This window comes from Sphingopyxis sp. Root154 (assembly GCF_001427105.1).
Classification (GTDB): Bacteria; Pseudomonadota; Alphaproteobacteria; order Sphingomonadales; family Sphingomonadaceae; genus Sphingopyxis.
This window is the reverse complement of the sequence record NZ_LMGI01000001.1, coordinates 1,069,355-1,088,266: the sequence shown is the minus strand read 5'-3', so window position 1 is coordinate 1,088,266 and position 18,912 is coordinate 1,069,355. Positions and strand designations below refer to the sequence as shown.

Genomic DNA, 18,912 nt, shown 5'->3' with positions numbered 1-18,912 from the left:
GGCGCTATCCGATCCTCCTGATCTAGTGGGGATAGGACATCATGAGCGTTTCGGACGGCAAGACGCAACCGGCGACAAGCGTCGTCCATTGGGACCTTTTGGAAAAAGTCGTCGTCGTCCTTCTGCTGGCGACGCTGGCGGCGCGGCTCGTCCCGTCGGCGATTGACGGGCATTACCAGAACTGGCTGCTGCTGCTCGCTGAGGGCTGCGTGGTCTTCTTCGTCCTGTTCCGCCGGTCGACCAACGACATCTCGCTCCGCCCGCTCGACTGGGCGCTGGGGTTCGGCGGCACGCTCGCCGCGATGCTCGTCATCGCGCCGAGCGACAACCCGCTGGCGCCGCTCGCCTTTTGCGGTTTCCTGATCATCGCGGGCATAATGTTCCAGCTTTACGCCAAATTCACGCTGCGGCGCAGCTTCGGCGTCATCGCCGCGAACCGCGGGGTGAAGGTCAGCGGCCCGTATCGCGTCGTACGTCACCCCATGTACGCGGGCTACACGCTCACCCACATCGGTTTTCTGCTTAGCGGCCCGAATTGGTGGAACCTCGCGGTCTATAGCCTTGCACTCGGGCTCAATATCGCGCGGATCATGGCCGAGGAACGCGTGCTGATGGCCGATCCCGCCTATCAGGACATGAGCCGGAAGGTGCGTTACCGGCTGATCCCCTTCGTCTTCTGATCGGGACCACGCGGATGGATTTCCTCTTCGGCTTTATCGACGTCCAGAATCTGCTTCTCGTCGCGCTGTTGTTCCTGCCGCTCGAGCGGCTACTGCCGCGACGCAGGGAACAGCGCATGTTCCGCCCGGCGTGGGTCACCGATACCATCTATTTCATCGTCAACCGCGTTCCGATCGGCATTGGCCTGGTTGCGATCATCGTGCTGGCGATGGTGCTCGGCGAACGCTTCGTGCCGGGCGTTTTCCGGGCAATGGTCGCGGACCAACCTTTATGGTTGCAGGTGATCGAACTGATCGTCGTCGCCGATCTGCTCTTTTATACTTTTCACCGTCTCTTTCACAGCGTGCCGCTGCTCTGGCGTTTTCATGCGGTGCACCACAGCATCGAAGATCTTGACTGGCTGGCGGCGCATCGCATCCATCCGGTCGATCAGATATTGACCAAGGGCGCGTCGCTCATTCCCTGTTTCGCACTCGGTTTCACGGCGGAATCGATCCTCATCTTCTCGCTTATCTACCAGTGGCATACACTGCTTTTGCACGCCAATGTCCGCGTCAACATCGGGCCGCTACGCTGGCTGATCGCGTCGCCCGAATTCCACCATTGGCACCATGCCGACCATCCCGAAGCCTGGAACCGGAATTTCGGCGCCCAACTGTCCTTCTGGGACCTGCTGTTCGGCACTGCGAATATGACGCACGGGACACTCCCGGCGCGTTATGGCATCGACGAAAAAATGCCGTCATCCTACCCGTCGCAACTGCTTCATCCGTTCCGGCGCAAGGCCGAAAAGGCAGCCTGAGGACAGAAAATGGGCGGCGGGCCATCCAATTGCGGAATGGCCCGCCGCCCTTGCTCTTGATCGTCAGATGTTGATACTCGTCGGGATCAGGCTCGGCTGCAAATAGGGGTAGGGCTGCATCCGCTCCGCATTGCGCGTCGCGATCTCCTCCTCGACGCCCTGCAATGCCGCCTGGAACCAGGCGAGCGGCCCTTCGGTCCCCGTCACGCGCGGATCCTGGAACCACAAAGGATAGGGAAAGGCGTTGCTGCGGTAATCGCCGAGCGGCCGGTAATGCACCGACCCCAGCAGTTCGAGCACGTTGAGTTGCTCGAGCGCAAGCGCCATCGGCGGCATCATCGCGAGCCAGCCCGCTTTGTCGTGACCGCGCTGTCCGTTGGGCGCCGCCTGCCAGCCCGCGCCGGTGACCGCGGGGGCGAACGCCATGATGTCCTTTTGCGGGAAGTTGACCGCGGCATGCTGCGCGCTCGCGGTGAACATCACCATTGTGCAGATTTCGGCAAGCTGCGCGCGCGTCGTGACCGGCCCGAAGCCCTTGATCTTTGCTTCGCCCGCAAGGCACGCCGCCCAGGCCGTGAGCTCGGTGTCGGCGACGACATCGGCGTCATGCGCATAATAAAGGTCGACATATTGCCGCGCCCATTCGTGGATCGCGTCCCACACGAGCAGCGCATCGTCGCGGTATGGATAATCGGCGAGCGCCGAGTCCACGCCCACCCCACGCGCGGAAAAGTCGGCGTGCGGCATCTTGCCATAGAAGTCGAAGGCCAGCCGCGCGTCGACCGCGGCGAGCTGGCTCGACGTGATCGTGCCCGCGAAAATATGGTCGATCGGGCCGTTTGCCGCGATCAGCGAGGTCGCCGCCTGTTCGTTGATGAACAGCGTCCCCTCGAAATGCGGGACGAGCAGCGCCCAGATCGGGTGGACTTCGGCGAGGTGGCGGTGCGTTGCGACGGCAAAAGCCTCGATTACCAGATGCGTGCGCGCGAGGTGCGCGAACAGCTCGTGATAATTGCCGTCGGCGACCTGCACGACGAACTTCGCCATTTCCCATCCCCATAGCTTGTCGGCGACGAGCGAGGGGGTGAAGATCGCATGGTCGATCGGGTTCTGCCCGCATTGGATAGCGACTGGAATTAGCGACGACCCGCCCGGCGGCACCGCGAAGAGCGCTATCGGCTGCCATGCATATTTGGCCAGAGAGCCATAGGTGCCGGGTTCGAGCACTTCGAGCGGTTGGTAGTCGAGCAGGAAGAGGCGCCCGTCGGCAAGCGCGGCGCCCAGCGTGTCGCCATTCACCACCGCGCTATATTTGGCGGCGCTCAGCGGGAAATTGGCGGGCAGGGCATCGCCGACTGCGGTGATCAGCATGCAGTTCGGACCCTGGACGCGCAGCCGCGCGAAGGTGCTGTCGTCCTGGAACATATAGCTGACGCCCGGCACGGGCATCGTCGCGAACAGCGCGCGATACGCCTCGATGCTGCGCACCGTCTTGCTGCCGAGCCCGTCGGCGTCCTCGACCTTCATCAGCTCTTCGAGCCGGTCCTTGTAACCCTGAAGCAGCGCGACATGCGCATCGCGCTCGGCGGCGGCGACGGCGTTTTCGACGTCGCCCACGATGCGCTCGAAAATATTGCCGCCGGTATGCACGCCATGGTCGACCGCAATCTTCGCCGCGGACGCTTCGATCGCGTCGCATTCGGCGAGAGCGGCTTCATATTCGGCGCGCGGGCTGTCGAGCTCACCCTTGTCGACGCCGCCGAGCTTCACCGTCAGTGCGTTGCGCACGATGCCCAGCCCGACGCCGATCAGGATCACGAACCAGGCGATCGTCGGCTCGTCATTTTTCGGCACGCTGGTCGCGAGCGGCACGCCGGGCAAGGTCGGGACGTCGGTCGTCCAAGTATAAACGGCCTGCGTCGCGGTCAGCTGCGCGGCGCGGGCCGCCTGCTGGGCGGGCGCGTCTTTCTGTGGCAGCGTCGGGTCGCTTGCCGGCATCGGCACGGTCGGCGCAGCGGTAGGCGAAGTTAACGGCGGCATCGGATAAGACATGGCGTGGCTCCTGTCGGGCGCGACAAATTCGCCGGTCGCTATCGCCAAACATGGTTAATATTTCGCAAGCCATGCGCCCGTACGAGGCCGTTAGGTAAGTGATAAGACAAGCTTTCATTCCTTAACCCCTGCTTTACTCGGCCTTGCTATCCCCGCCCTATGACGGGGGTCTATCACTGGCTGCGCATGCGCTTTTTTCCGCCGATTCCGGACGCGATTCGGGACGATGTCGCCTTGCTGCGCGCCAATCGCGTCGAAACGCTGACCCCGATGCTGTTCCTGATGCTGGCGGCGACAACCCCGACCGCTATCTATGCTGGCGTCGATACGGTTCACCCGATCGTTCGTATCGGTTTCCCGGTCACACTCGCGATCATCGGCCTGCTCGGCTTCGTCTTCCTGATGCACAATCGCGGCCGGCGGATGAGCCTGCGCCGCGCACGGCGGATGATCAAAGAATCGATGTGGCTGTCGGGGACGACGGGCGCGATGTGCAGCGCCTGGACGGTGATCAACTGGCTCGCCGCGTCGCCCGCGACACATAGCTATTATGCGATGATTATGGCGATGGGCTCGCTCGCGACCGCCTATTGCCTGTCGTCGATCCGCCTTGCGACCTTCATCAACCTGCTCATCGGGCTGGTACCGATCTCGTTCCTGATGCTGACCTCGGGCAATCCGCCCGAAATCGCCGCGGGCACCAGCCTTGTCGTCGCGACGATCTTCCTCCTGCGTATGATCCTTCAGCAGCACGACCAGTTGATCGACCTGCTCCAGCTTCAGCATCAGATGCGCGACCTTGCGCACACCGATCCGCTGACGGGCCTCGCCAATCGCCGCGAGTTCGACATGCGGCTCGACGAAGAGATTGCGAAGGGCGACGCCGCCAACCCGTTCGCGATCGCGCTGCTCGACCTCAACGGCTTCAAACCGATCAACGATCAGCACGGCCATGCGATCGGCGACGGCGTCTTGTGCGAACTCGCCGAGCGCCTGCGCCGCGCGTGCGGCGATCACGCGGTAGTCGCGCGGCAGGGCGGCGACGAGTTCGCGATCCTCGTGCCCGCCGGGTCGATATTGCTCAAAACCTCGCTCGCCGACCATGTTCTCGCCGCGCTCGCCGCGCCCTACCGCATCGGCGGCCGTTCGATCGGCGTCGGTGCGGGCATCGGCACCGCCAGCTGGCCCGAGCATGGCGACAGCGCGCGCAAATTGCTCGAGGTCGCCGACCGCGCGCTCTATGCCGCAAAAGCCGCCGACCGCGAGAAGACGTCGTCTGTCGAAAGCATCGGCCGGGTCGCGTAACACTGGCTTGACCGCCCGAAGGGCGGTGGCCACATCGTACATATGACCAAATCCTTTGTCTGGCGTGCTTCGACCGCGCTGTCACCCCTCGTCTTCCTTATCGCCAGCACTGCCCCGGCCTGGGCCAGGGAAGCACCCGCAAAGGTTGCGGCGCCCGTGGCGGTCAATCCGCAGAGCGACGCCGCCAAGGCGTGGAACTTCGCGGCGAGCGACGTGCCGGTCGATCCGAACATCATCTTCGGCGTGCTGCCCAGCGGGATGAAATATGCGCTGCTCAAAAACAGCACGCCCAAGGACAGCGTCGTCCTGCGCATGCGCTTCGCCGTCGGCAGCTTTGCCGAGGCCGACGATCAGCGCGGCCTCGCGCACTTCCTCGAACATATGGCATTCAACGGATCGACCAATGTGCCCGAGGGCGAGATGATCAAGCTGCTCGAGCGCAAGGGGCTGGCATTCGGCGCCGATACCAACGCTTCGACCGGCTTCGACGAGACGATCTACAAGCTCGACCTGCCGAACGCGTCGGACGATCTGATCGACACCGGGCTGATGCTGATGCGCGAGACGGGCGGCAATCTGACCATCGATCCCGCCGCGGTCGACCGCGAGCGCGGCATCATCCTGTCCGAACGGCGCGCGCGCGACACCTATCAGCTGCGCAGTCTGATCGACCAGCTCGATTTCCAGATGAAGGGGATGAATGTCGCGAACCGCATCCCGGTCGGCACCGAGGAGGTGATCAGGACCGCACCCGCTTCGCGGCTCCGCGATCTCTACGACCGCTACTACCGTCCCGAACGCGCAACGCTGGTGATGGTCGGCGATTTCGACCCCGCGGCGGTCGAGGCGAAGATCAAGGCGCGCTTTGCCGACTGGAAGGGCATCGGTCCCGCGGGCGCCGACCCCGAAATCGGCAATGTCGATTACCAGCGCGCCGCGGCGGCCGACGACTTCGTCGATCCGGCGATCCAGGATTCGGTGACGATCGCGAGCTTCAAACCGTGGGTCGACGAGCCCGATACCAAGGCGAAACGCGCGCGCAAGCTCGCCGAGGATGTCGGCGAGGCGATCGTCAGCCGCCGGCTCGCCAAGATCGCACTGAACGAGGATTCGCCGATCCTGACGGGCTATTTCAGCGACGCCGAGGGCTGGAAGACATTCGACCAGATCACCGTCGGCGCGGTCGCCAAGGAAGGCGCGTGGAAGGAAGCGCTCGCGCTCGCCGAACAGGAGCAGCGCCGCGCCGTTGAACATGGCTTTACCCAGGCCGAAGTCGACGAACAGCTCGCGAACCGCCGCACCGCGCTCAAAAATGCCGTTGCCGGTGTGACAACGCGGCGCAGCGACGGTCTCGCCGACGCGCTGATCTCGGCGGCCGAGGGCGACTTCGTCCTCGTCCGGCCCGAAACCTCGCAGACGCTGTTCGAGGCTGCGGCATCGTCGCTGACCGCCGTCGCGGTCACCGCGGCGTTCCAGAAGCGCATGGATGGCCTCAGCGCACCACTCGCGCGCGTAACGGCGAAGAAACCGCTCGAGGGCGGCACGGAAGCGATCCTCGCCAGCCTGCGCGCGTCGACGCAGGTTGCCGTCGCGGCGCCGGCCGAGGCTGCGAACGCCGCCTTCGCATACGACAGTTTCGGCACCCCCGGAAAAATCGTCGGCGACGAGCGTGTCGACGATCTCGGCATCCGCCGCATCCGCTTCGCGAATAATGTCATGCTCAACATCAAGACGACCGATTTCCAGAAGGACAAGGTCATGCTGTCGCTCCGCGTCGATGGCGGCAATTTGCTCGCGACGCGCGACGATCCGACCAAGGTCTCGCTCGCGGGGTCGATGGTTCTCGGCGGGCTCGAGGCGCACAGCGTCGACGAACTGCGCTCGGTGCTCGCGGGCAAGACGGTGAGCCCGAGCTTCGGGGCGGGCACCGATGCCTTTGGCGGCAGCGCGCTGACCTCGCCCGAGGATTTTGCGTTGCAGGCGAAGCTGCTCGCGGCGTTCCTGACGCATCCCGGCTACCGCCCCGACGGCCTCGCGCTGATCCGCCGCGTGCTGCCGCAACAATATGCCGCGAACGACGCGACCCCGGCGGCGGTGCTCGGCCGCGACGTCGGCGGCATCCTCGCCAACGATGATCCGCGCTCGCAAACGCCGCCACTCGAGAAGCTGATGGCACTCGATTGGGCGCAGCTGAAGCCCGTCGTCGCCGACAGCTTTGCGCATGGCGCGATCGAGGTTGGCGTCGTCGGCGACATCAACGAGCAGGCGGCGATCGATGCGATTGCGGCCACGTTCGGGGCATTGCCCGAGCGGCGGGCGGCATTCGATCCACGCACCGATGCGCGCATCCGCCAGTTCGCGACCGACCGCAGCGAGCGTACGCTGATCCACAAGGGACCCGCCGAACAGGCCGAGCTGCGCGTCTATTGGCCGGCGCGCGACGACAGCGATCTCGCCGAGGCGATGCAGCTCACCCTTCTGTCGCGCGCCATGCAGCTGATGCTGACCGAGGAGCTGCGCGAAAAGCTGGGCGAAAGCTACAGCCCGGGCGCCGCCGCAAGCCTGTCCGACGAATTCCCCGGCTACGGCCATCTCTTCGCCGCCAGCAATGTCGACTATAAGGATCTCGCGACGACGCGCGCCGCGATCTTCGCGATCGCGAAGGAACTGCGCGACAAGCCCGTCGATCCCGACCTGCTCGACCGCGCGCGCAAGCCGCTGCTCGAAGCGATGGTGAAGTCGCGGCGCGAGAACGCCTATTGGCTGAACTATGTCGCCGAAGCCACGAGCCACGCCGATCGCCTCGACCGCAGCCGCAAGGGGATCGGCGTGGTCGAAGCCGCGACGTCGGCCGAGTTGCAGGCGCTCGCGAAGCGCTATCTGGTCGATGACAAGGCACTGGTGATCAAGGCGGTTAGCGACAAGGCGGGCAAATAGCGGGCCGCGGGAGGTGCCGGGCATGACCGGAAATTCGATCGGTTCGCGCGCCATCGGGGCGGCATCGCTTTTCGGCGCGTCGCTTGTGCTGTGCTCCTCCGCCGCCTGGGGCCAGCCCTCGGAGGCGAAGCCATTTGCGACCGACGGGCGCGCCGAGTTCGTGCGGGAGATCGAAGTTCTGACGACGGCGGAGGTCGCCCCGCTGATGCCCGACGCGGCGCTCGAGGAGCGACATATCGGCAAGCGCGTGCGCTGGGCCGGCGGCGTCTACGGCATCGACGGACCATGCCTGACAATCCTCTTCGCGCGGAGCGGCGATTATGGAGAGCCGAGCTGGAGTCCGCAACCGACCTATCAGACGTTCGTCGCCTGCGGGTCGGGCGTTTACGACAAAGAACTCGTGGAAGCGCACACGAATGTCACGATCATCGGTGAGGTCACGGGCAAACAATATATCGGTATGGGCGGCGGCGGGTCGGACGGTCCCACCATCCGTATCGAGAAGCTGTATCGCTGGTCGGACTGTCTGGCGGGCGATGACAGCCCGGTGTGCAAGCAGGGTTTTCTGATCGCCGGGCCCGCTGCTGACGACTAGACAGGAGAAAGGTCGCATTCGAAGATGTGGACCCTCTCTTATCGTCACCCCGGACTTGATCCGGGATCCATGACTACCGTCGGTTGCCTAGAGCCCGGATCAAGTCGGTGGTGACGAGATGGGTGAAGACAGCGACAGCTGTCCGCCCCAAAGCAGCCCGCGCTAGACCCGTCCGGGCGCGCGGGCTCGGATGAAATTCTCGAGCGCGACGAACAGCATCTCGCGCGCATCGCCGCCGAGCATCTCGGCAGTCAGCCAGTCGAAATGGACACGGTCCCCGCGTGAGGCGGCGCCCACGATCGCGGCGAGCAGCGCTTCGTCGAAGCTGACGCGTGGGCAGCAGGGCGGGGCAACGGCAAAGGGTTCGGGCCAGACATGGCCGATCGCCTCGACCACCAGCCGATAGCGCCGCGCGGCAAGGATATTGCCCCAGCGCCGTTCGAGTTCGGGCATCGGGTCGCGTTCGCCGCGACGGCAAAGGATACAATATCGAAGCGCAAGGACCGCCTGCGCCGCTTCGACCGACAAATCGCGCACCAGCGGCTGCTCGGTCAATTGGCGGATCAGCTCGCTGCTTTGCATGAGGTTCGTTTCTCCCGGCCCATGCAGTCCGTCCGTTCCCGTTTTCGAAAAAGATGCCGGCCGCTTTAAAGCGCAGCTTTAAGTTGCGCGGCCGGCAGGAGGGGACTGCCCCACCTTGCTATTGAGAATTATTCGCAAATACAAGCGAAAAAAGAGACGCTCGAAAGCGCCTCTCTTATCAACGGCTTAGGGTGTGGACGTCGCCCAGCGACCGCCGAATCACTGTCAATCGTTGCCCGCGGGCTTCGACTGGAGCTGGATATAATTTTCGATGCCCATGCGCTCGATCATCTCGAACTGCTTTTCCAGCTCGTCGACGTGATGCTCTTCGCTTTCGAGAATGTCGGCGAACAGGTCGCGGCTGACATAGTCGCGCACGCTTTCCGAATGGGCGATCGCGTCCTTGAGCTGCGGGATAGCTTCTTCCTCAAGCGCGAGGTCGGCCTTCAGGATTTCCTCTACCGTCTCGCCGACGCGGAGGCGTCCGAGCATCTGGAAATTGGGGAGGCCGCCGAGGAAGAGGATGCGATCGGCCAGCTTGTCGGCGTGCTTCATCTCGTCGATCGACTCTTCGCGTTCGAACGCGGCGAGGCGGGCAACGCCCCAATTGTCGAGCATGCGATAGTGCAGCCAATATTGGTTGATCGCGGTCAGCTCGTTCTTGAGCGCCTCGTTCAGAAAATCGATGACCTTTTCGTCGCCCTTCATGGTGTCAGTCCTGTCATTTTTATCTTGGAATGGAATGAGCGCATTATACGCGCCCCGACCCCATCAGGCCAAGGTCAAAAATGGCGGAAAACCAAGAAAAATCAGGCGGTCGCGGCGACGTCGCTGATGATATTGCGAGCGAAAGGCAGGCACTGTCCGCACTTGGGTTTGCGACCCAGTTGCGCATAGGCGGCTTTGGCGCACCGCAATTGGCCATCGCGCGCAACATCGCGCAGCTGGCTTTCTCTTATTGCGTTGCAGACACAGACGACCATGTGCGAATCCTTCTCAACAAGAGCGATGTAGGGATAGTGCGAGCGATTCGCAACAGGAAAATGCGACTGGTTCGCAATCCGAACAGCGGCATTTTTCGGGTGCCGGGCGGCCCGCCGCCCCTTGCCCCCAAAGTGATTCGCGGGCATAGGCGCGCCCATCTTCCCCGCCCGCCAAAAGCAAAGGTCCGCCCCCATGAAAGTGAATGTCTATGTGACGCTCAAGCCGGGGGTGCTCGATCCGCAGGGCAAGGCGATCCATCATGCGCTCGAGGGTCTCGGTTTCGGCGGTGTGGCGGACGTCCGCGCCGGCCGTTTCATCGAGCTGGATGTCGCCGACGGCACCAGCGACGCCGACCTCGACGCGATGTGCGCCAAGCTGCTCGCGAACACGGTGATCGAAAACTACCGCATCGAACGTCCGTAAAGGGAGCGCACGCCATGAAGACCGCCGTCATCGTCTTTCCGGGCTCCAACTGCGATCGCGACATGGCGATCGCGCTGGAACAGGTCGCCGGCCGTGCGCCCGCGATGGTGTGGCACCGCGAGACCGAACTGCCCGACGGCACCGATTTCATCGCGCTGCCCGGCGGCTTTTCCTATGGCGACTATCTGCGCTCGGGCGCGATGGCCGCGCGGTCGCCGATTCTTCGCAGCGTTGCCGATGCCGCGGGGCGCGGCGTACCGGTGCTCGGCGTGTGCAACGGATTTCAGGTGCTGACCGAGGCGCTGCTGCTGCCGGGCGCGCTGATGCGCAACGCCGGGCTCAATTTCGTCTGCCGCACCGTGCCGCTCAAGGTCGAAAACAGCCAGTCGCTGTTCACCGCGAGCTATAGCGCGGGTGAGGAGATCAACATCCCCGTCGCGCACCACGACGGCAATTATTTCGCCGACGCGGCGACGCTCGACCGTATCGAAGGCGAGGGGCGCGTCGCGTTCCGCTATGCCGACCCCGTCAACGGATCGGCGCGCGATATCGCGGGCGTGCTCAACGATGCGGGTAATGTCCTGGGCATGATGCCGCACCCCGAACGCGCGATCGACCGCGCGCACGGCGGCACCGACGGGCTACGCCTGTTCGAGGCGGCGCTCGGCGTACTCGCCTGAGCGCAAGGGCGCTTCGCCGGCAAAGCCTGCGTCCGCTTTCCCGTGAAAGGATACCGGTGCGTCGTCGCTGTACGCGACGATCGCCGAAGTGTTGAAAGGGGGCTCCAGCCACCGCCCGAACAGCAGCAAGACCGTCGGCCAGAACATCGTATTCCAGATATCGTGCCAATGCGCTGCATCGGGCTGGATCGCCGAGCGGCTGAGTTCGGCCGTCACGTCGAGCCACTCGCCGCCGCACGCCATGGCGAGGACCACAAGCCACGCGACGACCCATCCGCCGCGCCAGCGCCAGGCAAGTCGCACCGCAAGAAACACGGTCAGCCCGAAATAAATGTGCAACGCATCCTTATCGAGGCCCGTCGCATCGATGACCGACACTTTTCGCGCCTCGAACAGCGAGGCGATCTCGATTAAAGTCATGCGGTCAAACCTTGGCGCCGAATGGATTGAAATCGGTGCCTTCGTCGAACACATCGACACCTTCGCGCCGCTTCAACGCCCCCACCACCAGATAGGTTGCCGGGGTCAGCGCGGCTTCCCAGGCGACCTTCATCGCCCAGTTCGTGGTCAGGACGAGCAGCACCTGCTCGGTTTCCCAGATGCCGAGGAAGGCGATGGGATAGAAGATCAGGCTGTCGATACCCTGTCCGACGACAGTCGACCCGATCGTGCGCATCCACAGAAAACGCCCGCCCGTCGCCAGCTTCATCCGCGCAAGTACATAGCTGTTCACGAACTCGCCGGCCCAGAAAGCCGCCATCGAGGCGAGGACGATGCGCCACGCGCTGCCGAACACGCTTTCGTAGCTTGCCTGGCACACCGGACCCGTCCCGCCGGCTTCGCCCGCCTTGAGCGTCAGCGCGTCGGCGCCGCTGCACCACCAGTCCTGTGCGGGCGGCATCGCGAGCACGACCCAGCTCATCACCGCCATGAACAGCAGCGCACCGAACCCGGCCCAGATCACGCGGCGCGCGCGCGCATAACCATAGACTTCGGTCAACACGTCGCCGATCACATAGCTGACTGGGAAGAACAGAATGCCCGCGCCAAAGGTGAAGCCGCCGACTGTCGACAATTTCGATGCGCCGATGATGTTGCTGAGCAGCAGGACCGCAACGAATGCCGCCATTACGAGGTCATAATAGCGAAAATGCCGGATGCTCGCGGCGCTGACATGGGCGGGTTTGGCGGGCGGGGTGTCGGAATCGATCATCGGCCGCTGCTTAACCCGCTTTGCAGCCTACGCAAACCACGCTATTCGCCGCGCGACGCAAGCAACGCTGCGCGCCCGTAGCTCAGCTGGATAGAGCACCCGCCTTCTAAGCGGGTGGTCGCAGGTTCGAATCCTGCCGGGCGCGCCATTCCTGTTTGCATGTCGGCTATCGCCGACCCAGGCTGAAGGGCCTGCGCGGCACTCGACGAGGGCGGTCCCGCCGGCGCCGCACGATATGCTCACCCTGCCGGCGCGGCCGATCAGATATGCTCAACCTCGGAGACGATGATGACCAACCGCCTTCTACGCCAGCTGCTTGGCATCGAATTGCCGATCATCCAGGCGCCGATGGCGGGTGTCTCATCGCCCGCCATGGCCGCCGCGGTTAGCGAAGCCGGCGCACTCGGTTCGATCGCCGTCGGCGCGACCGACGCGGGCGGGGCGCTGGCGATGATCGCCTCGGTCCGTGAGCGGACCCGGCGGCCTTTCAACGTCAATCTCTTCTGCCATCGCCCGGCGGTCGCAAATGGCAGCGTCGAACGCGCGTGGATCGATCGCTTCCGCGACCTGTTCGGCGAATATGGCGCCGCGCCGCCCGACCATCTTTCCGAAATCTACCAGAGCTTCGTCACCGACGACGCGATGCTGCGAATGCTCGTTGCCGAACGGCCCGCGGTTGTGAGCTTCCATTTCGGCCTGCCGCCGGCGGAGGCGATCGGTGCGCTGCGTGATGCCGGTATCGTCCTGTTCGCCTCGGCGACAAATCTCGCCGAGGCCCGGGCCGTCGCGGCTGCCGGAGTCGACGCGGTGGTTGCGCAGGGATGGGAGGCGGGTGGGCATCGCAGTGCCTTCGACCCCGACGCGCCCGACGATCGGCTCGGTACGGCCGCGCTGGTTCGCCAGCTCGTTGGCGCGGTCGACCTGCCGGTGATCGCGGCAGGCGGCATCATGGACGGCGCGGGTGTCGCGGCGGCGCTGCGGCTCGGTGCCGCGGCGGCACAGCTCGGCACCGCCTTTCTTGCCAGCGACGAGAGCCTCGCCGATGCGGGATACCGCGCGGCGCTCGCCAGCGATGCGGCCCATCGAACGGCGATGGTGCGCGCGGTATCGGGACGGCCGGCGCGGATATTGGCGAACAATTTCGCCGCGCTCGATGCCGACATCGTCCCCGCCGCCATTCCGGCCTATCCGATTGCCTACGATCTCGGCAAAGCGCTGAACGCCGCCGCCAGGGCGCGCGGCGAATATGGATATGGCGCGCAATGGGCCGGGCAGGGCGCGCCGTTCGCCCGCGCCATGGCGGCGGCCGATCTCGTCGCGGCGCTGGCCGCCGAATTGTCGTCCGCACTGGAGCGGGACGACGGATGACTTTGGCGCAATGGAAACGGCGACGGGCGCATGCAAAGAGCGATGGATATGCCGGGGTCGCTATGCTTTAATCGGGCGGCGATGGCTGACGATAGACCCCGGTACAAATCCTACAACAGCCCCGCCGGCGGCTGGGGCGCGGCCGCCGCGACCGCGAAGGTGCTGCTCGAGCAAAGCGTCGTTACCAAGGGATCGCGTGCGTTGCTGTCGATGAACCAGCCGGGCGGCTTCAAATGCCCGAGCTGCGCCTTTCCCGACGCCAGTTGCACCAAGAAGCTCGAATTTTGCGAAAATGGCGCGAAGGCGCTCGCGCACGAGGCGACGAAGTTCCGCGTGACGCGCGAATTTTTTGCGCAGCACAGCGTGACCCGCCTGATTGAACAGTCGGATTATTGGCTGGAGATGCAGGGGCGGCTGACCGAGCCGATGCGTTATGACGCCGTGACCGATCATTATGTGCCGGTGAGCTGGGACGACGCCTTCGCGCTGATCGGCGCGCACCTCCGCGCGCTTGCCAGCCCGCACGAGGCCGAATTCTACACCTCGGGCCGCACCGCGAACGAGACGGCGTTCCTCTATTCGATCTTCGTGCGCGAATTTGGCACCAATAATTTCCCCGACTGTTCGAACATGTGCCACGAACCGACGAGCCGCGGGCTGCCGCATTCGATCGGGGTCGGCAAGGGCACGGTGATCCTCGACGATTTCGAGCACGCCGAGGCGATCTTCCTGATCGGGCATAATGCCGGCACCAACGCGCCGCGAATGATGACGCCGCTGGTCGAGGCGCGCAAGCGCGGGGTGCCGATCGTCGCGGTCAACCCGATGCCCGAACGCGCATTGGTTCGCTTCACCGAGCCGCAGGACATCGTCCAGATGGCGACTTTCGGTTCGACCGAAGTCACCAGCGAGTTCGTGCATATCAGGATCGGCGGCGACCTCGCGCTCTTAAAGGGCATGATGAAGGCCATGTTCGAACGCGAGGCGGCGGGCGAGATCGTACTCGATCACGCCTTCATTGCCGAGCATACGTCGGGTTTCGCCGAACTGAAGGCCGATATCGAGGCGCAGCACTGGCCCGACCTCGTTGCCGCGGCGGGGATCGACGAGGCGCAGATCCGTCGCTGCGCTGAAATCTATATCCGATCGAAGGCGACGATCATCTGTTACGGCATGGGTGTGACCCAGCATCAGCAGGGGTCGCAGCTGGTCCAGCAGATCGCGAATATCCTGTTGCTCAAGGGCAATTACGGCAAGCCAGGGGCGGGCATCTCGCCGATCCGCGGCCATTCGAACGTGCAGGGCGACCGCACCGTCGGGATCGACGAGAAACCGAGTCCGGCCTATCTCGACAAGGTTCGCGATGTCTTCGGCTTCGAACCTCCGCGCGCGGACGGCCATCACAGCATCGAATCGGTCGAGGCGATGATGGCGGGCACCGCGAAGGTGTTCATCGGCCTCGGCGGCAATTTCGTTCGCGCGGTGCCCGATACCGATCGCTCCTACGAAGCGATGCGCAAACTCGACCTGACCGTCGGGATCGCGACCAAGCTCAATCGCGGGCATCTCGTTCATGGCCGCGACGCGCTGATCCTGCCCGTCGTCGCGCGTTCCGAACGCATCGAAACCGCGGCGGGCGAGCAGTTCGTCACGATCGAGGATTCGATGTCGAACGTCACCGCGTCGCGCGGCGTGCTCGAACCCGCGAGCGAGCATCTGATGTCCGAGACCGAGATCGTCTGCCGCATGGCGATGGCGACATTGCCCGACAGCAAGGTCGATTGGGCCAGCTATATCGACGATTATGACCTCATCCGCGACAAGATCGCCGCGGTATATCCCGAAATATACAGCGATTTTTCGGAGCGCATCAAGGCGCCGATGGGCTTTCACCTCGACATTCCGCCGCGCCGCCGCGTGTGGGCGACGCCGAACGGCAAGGCCAATTTCCTGATCCTGCCGGGGCTAGCGGTCAACGCGCCGGTTGCCGATCCCGACATGCTGCGGCTTGCGACCGTCCGCTCGCACGACCAGTTCAACACGACGATCTACAGCTACAACGACCGCTATCGCGGCGTGTATAACGACCGCATGGTCCTGTTCATGAACGCCGACGATATCGCGGCGCGCGGGCTGGAGGCGGGAACGAAGGTCGCGCTCGAAACGATCAGCGCCGACGGCATCGTGCGTCGGGTAGAGGGGCTGACGATCCTCGACTATCCGATGTCGCGCGGCTCGGTCGCGGGCTATTATCCCGAGCTCAACCCGCTGCTGCCGCTGGCCCATTACGACAGGACAAGCGGCTGTCCTGCCGCCAAGTCGATCCCGGTGCGCGTCGTCCGGGCCGCGGACTGACGCCGCCGATGGCCGTCGGCAAACATATCGCGCCCGTTCGTTTCCTTATCTTTGCGTTCGTGCTGGCCGCCGCGATGGGAGCGGCGCTGGCATCGCATATCGACCCGCGCGCCGCGTTCCTGATCGGCTTCGACGTCGCAGCCTTCGTCTTTCTTTGCACGGTGATGCCGCTGCTGCGTGCCGACGCCGACCAGATGCGCCGCCGCGCCGAATTCAACGACGCGAACCGCGTCGGCCTGCTCGCCATCACCGTGCTGCTGTCGCTCGTCATCCTGTTCGCCGTGGGGACGCTGATCGCGAGCCCGGGCAAGCTGGGCCGCTGCGACGTCATACTGATCATCGCGACGCTCGCGCTCGCGTGGCTCTTCGCGAACATCGTCTTCACGCTCCACTATGCGCATCTCTATTATCTGCAGAAGGACGGACGCGACCGCGCGGGGATCGAGGTGCCGGGGGTGCATGAACCCGGTTACTGGGACTTCCTCTATTTTGCCTTCACCCTCGGCATGACCTTCCAGACGTCGGACGTCACGATATCGGGCGCGCATATGCGGCGCGTCGTGCTCGGCCACTGCATGGCGGCGTTTATCTTCAACATGGGCATTTTGGCGTTCACGGTAAACGCTATTGGTGGATCATGACCCCGCCAGCCGATCGAGGTCGACGGTGCTATTGATGTTCGGCGGCACGAAATCGCTGGAGACCGCCCGCGCGCCGATCCGGCGGGCATAGGCCCGGACCGCAAGGTCGCGTCCGTCCTCCAGGATGGCCCGCAGGTCGTCGATCGAGGCAACCGGCCAGAGACCGATCACCGGCTGTGTCTCGAGAAAGGCCGGCGCCGGTTCTAGAAGCGCGCGAAGATCGTCGGGCAGGCGCACGCAATCGACCGGCGCCGTCAGCACCCGATCGAAGCCCTGATCCGCAGCATGGATAAAGGCCCCCGCCATGCCGCCGAGCGGGCCCATGTCGAGGCGCGGCCAGTCGGCGACTTCGTCCCGACCGACAACGACCACGGCATCGCAATGCGGGCGCAGCGCCGCCAGCGCATGGTCGAGCAAGGTCCGCCCATCCAGCATCGCGAGCGCCTTGTCCGACCCGAAGCGGCTCGACCGCCCGCCCGCGAGAACCGCGCCGAGCGTCCTCACGCGATCATCCCGTGCGGATCGCTGACGACCAGCGCCGAATCGGCCCGCGCCAGCGTCACGAGCGTCAGCCCCGCCTGCACCGCGCGTTCGGCCGCAAGGCTGGTCGGTGCCGAGATGGTGACGAGCATCGGGCAGCCTGCGCGAACCGTCTTTTCGACCAGCTCATAGCTGCACCGCGCCGACAGCAGAATGAAGCCGGAGGAGGGATCGATACCCGCGCGCGCCAAGGCGCCGATCAGCTTGTCGAGCGCATTGTGCCGTCCGACATCCTCGCGTGCGAGCAGGATCTCGCCCGCGGGCGAGCAGAAGGCGGCGGCGTGGACTGCGCCCGTCGCCCGACCGAGCGGCTGATGATCGTGCAGCGCCGCGAGCGCCGCCGCGATGGCGGCGCGGTCGGTTGTGATGCGCGCGGTCACGGGCGACAGCGGCCGCAGCACCTGCTCGATATTCTCGATCCCGCAGAGGCCGCAGCTGCTTTCGCTGACGCGCTTGCGCGCGCGTTCGAGCGCGATCGCGTTGCGCTCGGGCGGTAACCAGATGCGTACCGCCCAGCCGCCTTCGATCGGGTGCGCGTCGATCCGCCCGATCTGATCGGCAGTTTCGACCAGCCCCTCGCCGAGCGCAAAGCCGACGGCATAGTCATCGAGATCGGCCGGGGTCGCCATCATCACCGCATAGCCGATGCCGCCGACCTCGATCGAAACCGGCGCCTCGATGGCAATGCTACGGGTCAGCGCTGCATCGCCGGGCTCGGCGAGGCCCAGTCGCCGGACCGGAAGGTCGATCATCTCTTGGTTCATGTTCGCACCGTACCGCATCCGCGCTCGCCTGTCTCAACCGGCACGGCCGAGCCGTTCGGCAAGGAAATCGACAAACACGCGCACCCGCGCCGGGGTGTTCGCGCCGCCGGCAAACACCGCGTGGATCGCCTCGACATCGCCCGGATTATAGTCCTCCAGTATCGGGACGAGCGCGCCGCTCGCGATCTGGTCGGCGATGCTGAATGCACCGACACGTGCGATGCCGACGCCCGCGGCGGCAAGCTGTCCAAGCGTCTCGCCATTGTTCGCTTCGATATTGCCTTGCACCGAAAGGGCGAATTCACGGTCGCCGTCGCGAAACGGCCAGGTCGGTTCGGCGCGGCGGAAGTTGAAGTTCAGGCAATTATGCCCGTGCAGATCTTCGGGCACGAGCGGTGTGCCATGCGCTGCCAGATAGGCGGGTGAAGCAATGATGACGCGGCGGCTTTCGCCGAGCTTGCGCGCGGTAAGCAGGCTGTCGGCGAGCGGGCCAAAGCGGATAGCCACATCGGCCTGGCCCGTGGCGAGGTCGACGAGCCGGTCGGCGAGGCTGATGTCGACAAGGATATGCGGATGCAGGCGGACGAAGTCGCCAAGCAAAGGCACGATGCTGAGCCGCCCGTGCGCCTGCGCCGCGCTGACGCGCAGCCGCCCGCGCGGCGCGCCCTGATCGGCGATCGCCTGTTCGGCATCGTCCAGATCGGCGAGAATGCGCCGCGCGGCGCGCAGATAGGCCTCGCCTTCGGCAGTGAGCGCGAGCGCGCGGGTCGAGCGCAGCAACAGGCGGACGCCCAGCCGCGCTTCGATACGGTCGATCGTGCGGCTAACCGCCGACGGGGTGAGCCCCAGGCAGCGGCCGGCGGCGGAAAAACTGCCCTCGGCGACCGCGACGGTAAAGACTTCCATCGCGCGCGCCCGGTCGCTCGTTTCGGCGATCTTTGCGTTCATATCAAAAATCCTTCGCTTTTGGGGACGCTACTGCGTGCGGGC

The 18,912-nt window shown here is 64.9% G+C and carries 19 protein-coding genes and 1 tRNA gene; 11 read left to right on the top strand and 9 right to left on the bottom strand.

Features of this window, described 5'->3' with window-relative positions; genetic code table 11:
• Positions 1-41: 41 nt before the first annotated feature.
• Positions 42-680 (top strand): methyltransferase family protein, encoded by a 639-nt coding sequence (locus tag ASD73_RS04855; RefSeq protein WP_056368677.1) that lies wholly within the window; start codon positions 42-44, stop codon positions 678-680.
• Positions 681-694: 14 nt separating this feature from the next.
• Positions 695-1,483 (top strand): sterol desaturase family protein, encoded by a 789-nt coding sequence (locus ASD73_RS04850; protein WP_056368679.1) that lies wholly within the window; start codon positions 695-697, stop codon positions 1,481-1,483.
• 63 nt (positions 1,484-1,546) lie between these two features.
• Here the strand turns inward: ASD73_RS04850 and ASD73_RS04845 are convergent, their stop codons facing one another.
• Entirely contained in the window at positions 1,547-3,535 is a 1,989-nt protein-coding gene (locus ASD73_RS04845) for a lipoxygenase family protein (protein ID WP_056370282.1), read from the bottom strand.
• 159 nt (positions 3,536-3,694) lie between these two features.
• Here ASD73_RS04845 and ASD73_RS04840 point away from each other — a divergent pair, with 159 nt between their 5' ends.
• Genes ASD73_RS04840 through ASD73_RS04830 form a run of 3 tightly spaced genes read left to right on the top strand, consistent with a single transcriptional unit; the run spans position 3,695 to position 8,372 of the window.
• Positions 3,695-4,840 carry a GGDEF domain-containing protein gene (locus tag ASD73_RS04840; RefSeq protein WP_235534149.1) on the top strand — a complete coding sequence of 382 codons (1,146 nt, stop codon included), beginning with the start codon at positions 3,695-3,697 and terminating at the stop codon, positions 4,838-4,840.
• Between the two features lie 42 nt (positions 4,841-4,882).
• Positions 4,883-7,777 (top strand): M16 family metallopeptidase, encoded by a 2,895-nt coding sequence (locus ASD73_RS04835; protein ID WP_056368681.1) that lies wholly within the window; start codon positions 4,883-4,885, stop codon positions 7,775-7,777.
• A gap of 22 nt (positions 7,778-7,799) precedes the next feature.
• Positions 7,800-8,372: a Slp family lipoprotein gene (locus tag ASD73_RS04830; RefSeq protein ID WP_056368683.1), complete on the top strand. Its 573-nt coding sequence runs from the start codon at positions 7,800-7,802 to the stop codon at positions 8,370-8,372.
• Between the two features lie 162 nt (positions 8,373-8,534).
• Here the strand turns inward: ASD73_RS04830 and ASD73_RS04825 are convergent, their stop codons facing one another.
• The 3 genes from ASD73_RS04825 to ASD73_RS04815 all read right to left on the bottom strand — a co-directional run bounded on the left by ASD73_RS04825 (position 8,535) and on the right by ASD73_RS04815 (position 9,937).
• The gene (locus ASD73_RS04825; protein ID WP_056368685.1) at positions 8,535-8,954 is read right to left on the bottom strand and encodes a hypothetical protein; all 420 of its coding nucleotides are present in this window, start codon (positions 8,952-8,954) and stop codon (positions 8,535-8,537) included.
• A 225-nt stretch (positions 8,955-9,179) separates the two neighbouring features.
• Positions 9,180-9,662, bottom strand: coding sequence for a bacterioferritin (bfr, locus tag ASD73_RS04820; RefSeq protein WP_056368687.1), 483 nt, complete (start codon positions 9,660-9,662; stop codon positions 9,180-9,182).
• A 101-nt stretch (positions 9,663-9,763) separates the two neighbouring features.
• Positions 9,764-9,937 (bottom strand): (2Fe-2S)-binding protein, encoded by a 174-nt coding sequence (locus ASD73_RS04815; protein WP_037513974.1) that lies wholly within the window; start codon positions 9,935-9,937, stop codon positions 9,764-9,766.
• Between the two features lie 193 nt (positions 9,938-10,130).
• On the opposite strand from ASD73_RS04815, the gene purS reads away from it, so the two are divergent.
• Both purS and purQ read left to right on the top strand, forming a co-directional pair.
• Positions 10,131-10,361 carry a phosphoribosylformylglycinamidine synthase subunit PurS gene (gene purS / locus ASD73_RS04810; RefSeq protein ID WP_037513977.1) on the top strand — a complete coding sequence of 77 codons (231 nt, stop codon included), beginning with the start codon at positions 10,131-10,133 and terminating at the stop codon, positions 10,359-10,361.
• A 14-nt stretch (positions 10,362-10,375) separates the two neighbouring features.
• Complete coding sequence (gene purQ, locus ASD73_RS04805; RefSeq protein WP_056368689.1) at positions 10,376-11,041, top strand: phosphoribosylformylglycinamidine synthase subunit PurQ; 666 nt, start codon at positions 10,376-10,378, stop codon at positions 11,039-11,041.
• Here purQ and ASD73_RS04800 read toward each other — a convergent pair.
• A complete protein-coding gene (locus tag ASD73_RS04800; RefSeq protein WP_082521358.1) occupies positions 11,003-11,461 on the bottom strand; it encodes a hypothetical protein in 459 nt (152 codons plus the stop codon). The genes purQ and ASD73_RS04800 overlap by 39 nt on opposite strands.
• 4 nt (positions 11,462-11,465) lie before the next feature.
• Positions 11,466-12,254 (bottom strand): queuosine precursor transporter, encoded by a 789-nt coding sequence (locus ASD73_RS04795; protein WP_056368691.1) that lies wholly within the window; start codon positions 12,252-12,254, stop codon positions 11,466-11,468.
• Positions 12,255-12,325: 71 nt separating this feature from the next.
• On the opposite strand from ASD73_RS04795, the gene ASD73_RS04790 reads away from it, so the two are divergent.
• The 4 genes from ASD73_RS04790 (at position 12,326) to ASD73_RS04775 (ending at position 16,618) form a co-directional block, all read left to right on the top strand.
• Positions 12,326-12,402, top strand: a tRNA-Arg gene (locus ASD73_RS04790).
• A 140-nt stretch (positions 12,403-12,542) separates the two neighbouring features.
• Entirely contained in the window at positions 12,543-13,622 is a 1,080-nt protein-coding gene (locus ASD73_RS04785; protein ID WP_235534141.1) for an NAD(P)H-dependent flavin oxidoreductase, read from the top strand.
• 81 nt (positions 13,623-13,703) lie between these two features.
• A complete protein-coding gene (locus ASD73_RS04780) occupies positions 13,704-15,977 on the top strand; it encodes an FdhF/YdeP family oxidoreductase (protein ID WP_056368694.1) in 2,274 nt (757 codons plus the stop codon).
• A gap of 8 nt (positions 15,978-15,985) precedes the next feature.
• Positions 15,986-16,618: a DUF1345 domain-containing protein gene (locus tag ASD73_RS04775; protein WP_056368696.1), complete on the top strand. Its 633-nt coding sequence runs from the start codon at positions 15,986-15,988 to the stop codon at positions 16,616-16,618.
• Here ASD73_RS04775 and mobA read toward each other — a convergent pair.
• The 3 genes from mobA to ASD73_RS04760 are packed head-to-tail and all read right to left on the bottom strand — an operon-like array spanning position 16,613 to position 18,870.
• Positions 16,613-17,122 carry a molybdenum cofactor guanylyltransferase gene (gene mobA / locus ASD73_RS04770; RefSeq protein ID WP_056368698.1) on the bottom strand — a complete coding sequence of 170 codons (510 nt, stop codon included), beginning with the start codon at positions 17,120-17,122 and terminating at the stop codon, positions 16,613-16,615. The two genes, ASD73_RS04775 and mobA, sit on opposite strands and share 6 nt — an antisense overlap.
• Positions 17,119-17,922 carry a formate dehydrogenase accessory sulfurtransferase FdhD gene (fdhD, locus tag ASD73_RS04765; protein ID WP_056368700.1) on the bottom strand — a complete coding sequence of 268 codons (804 nt, stop codon included), beginning with the start codon at positions 17,920-17,922 and terminating at the stop codon, positions 17,119-17,121. Before fdhD ends, mobA begins: the two co-directional genes overlap by 4 nt.
• Positions 17,923-17,955: 33 nt before the next feature.
• Entirely contained in the window at positions 17,956-18,870 is a 915-nt protein-coding gene (locus ASD73_RS04760; RefSeq protein WP_056368702.1) for a LysR family transcriptional regulator, read from the bottom strand.
• Between the last annotated feature and the right edge of the window lie 42 nt (positions 18,871-18,912).

Bases quoted from the DNA above. Each gene is read 5' to 3' on its own strand.
- ASD73_RS04855 (WP_056368677.1), top strand. From the start codon at position 42: ATGAGCGTTTCGGACGGCAAGACGCAACCGGCGACAAGCGTCGTCCAT.
- ASD73_RS04850 (WP_056368679.1), top strand. From the start codon at position 695: ATGGATTTCCTCTTCGGCTTTATCGACGTCCAGAATCTGCTTCTCGTC.
- ASD73_RS04845 (WP_056370282.1), bottom strand. From the start codon at position 3,535: ATGTCTTATCCGATGCCGCCGTTAACTTCGCCTACCGCTGCGCCGACC.
- ASD73_RS04840 (WP_235534149.1), top strand. From the start codon at position 3,695: ATGACGGGGGTCTATCACTGGCTGCGCATGCGCTTTTTTCCGCCGATT.
- ASD73_RS04835 (WP_056368681.1), top strand. From the start codon at position 4,883: ATGACCAAATCCTTTGTCTGGCGTGCTTCGACCGCGCTGTCACCCCTC.
- ASD73_RS04830 (WP_056368683.1), top strand. From the start codon at position 7,800: ATGACCGGAAATTCGATCGGTTCGCGCGCCATCGGGGCGGCATCGCTT.
- ASD73_RS04825 (WP_056368685.1), bottom strand. From the start codon at position 8,954: ATGCAAAGCAGCGAGCTGATCCGCCAATTGACCGAGCAGCCGCTGGTG.
- bfr (WP_056368687.1), bottom strand. From the start codon at position 9,662: ATGAAGGGCGACGAAAAGGTCATCGATTTTCTGAACGAGGCGCTCAAG.
- ASD73_RS04815 (WP_037513974.1), bottom strand. From the start codon at position 9,937: ATGGTCGTCTGTGTCTGCAACGCAATAAGAGAAAGCCAGCTGCGCGAT.
- purS (WP_037513977.1), top strand. From the start codon at position 10,131: ATGAAAGTGAATGTCTATGTGACGCTCAAGCCGGGGGTGCTCGATCCG.
- purQ (WP_056368689.1), top strand. From the start codon at position 10,376: ATGAAGACCGCCGTCATCGTCTTTCCGGGCTCCAACTGCGATCGCGAC.
- ASD73_RS04800 (WP_082521358.1), bottom strand. From the start codon at position 11,461: ATGACTTTAATCGAGATCGCCTCGCTGTTCGAGGCGCGAAAAGTGTCG.
- ASD73_RS04795 (WP_056368691.1), bottom strand. From the start codon at position 12,254: ATGATCGATTCCGACACCCCGCCCGCCAAACCCGCCCATGTCAGCGCC.
- ASD73_RS04785 (WP_235534141.1), top strand. From the start codon at position 12,543: ATGACCAACCGCCTTCTACGCCAGCTGCTTGGCATCGAATTGCCGATC.
- ASD73_RS04780 (WP_056368694.1), top strand. From the start codon at position 13,704: ATGGCTGACGATAGACCCCGGTACAAATCCTACAACAGCCCCGCCGGC.
- ASD73_RS04775 (WP_056368696.1), top strand. From the start codon at position 15,986: ATGGCCGTCGGCAAACATATCGCGCCCGTTCGTTTCCTTATCTTTGCG.
- fdhD (WP_056368700.1), bottom strand. From the start codon at position 17,922: ATGAACCAAGAGATGATCGACCTTCCGGTCCGGCGACTGGGCCTCGCC.
- ASD73_RS04760 (WP_056368702.1), bottom strand. From the start codon at position 18,870: ATGAACGCAAAGATCGCCGAAACGAGCGACCGGGCGCGCGCGATGGAA.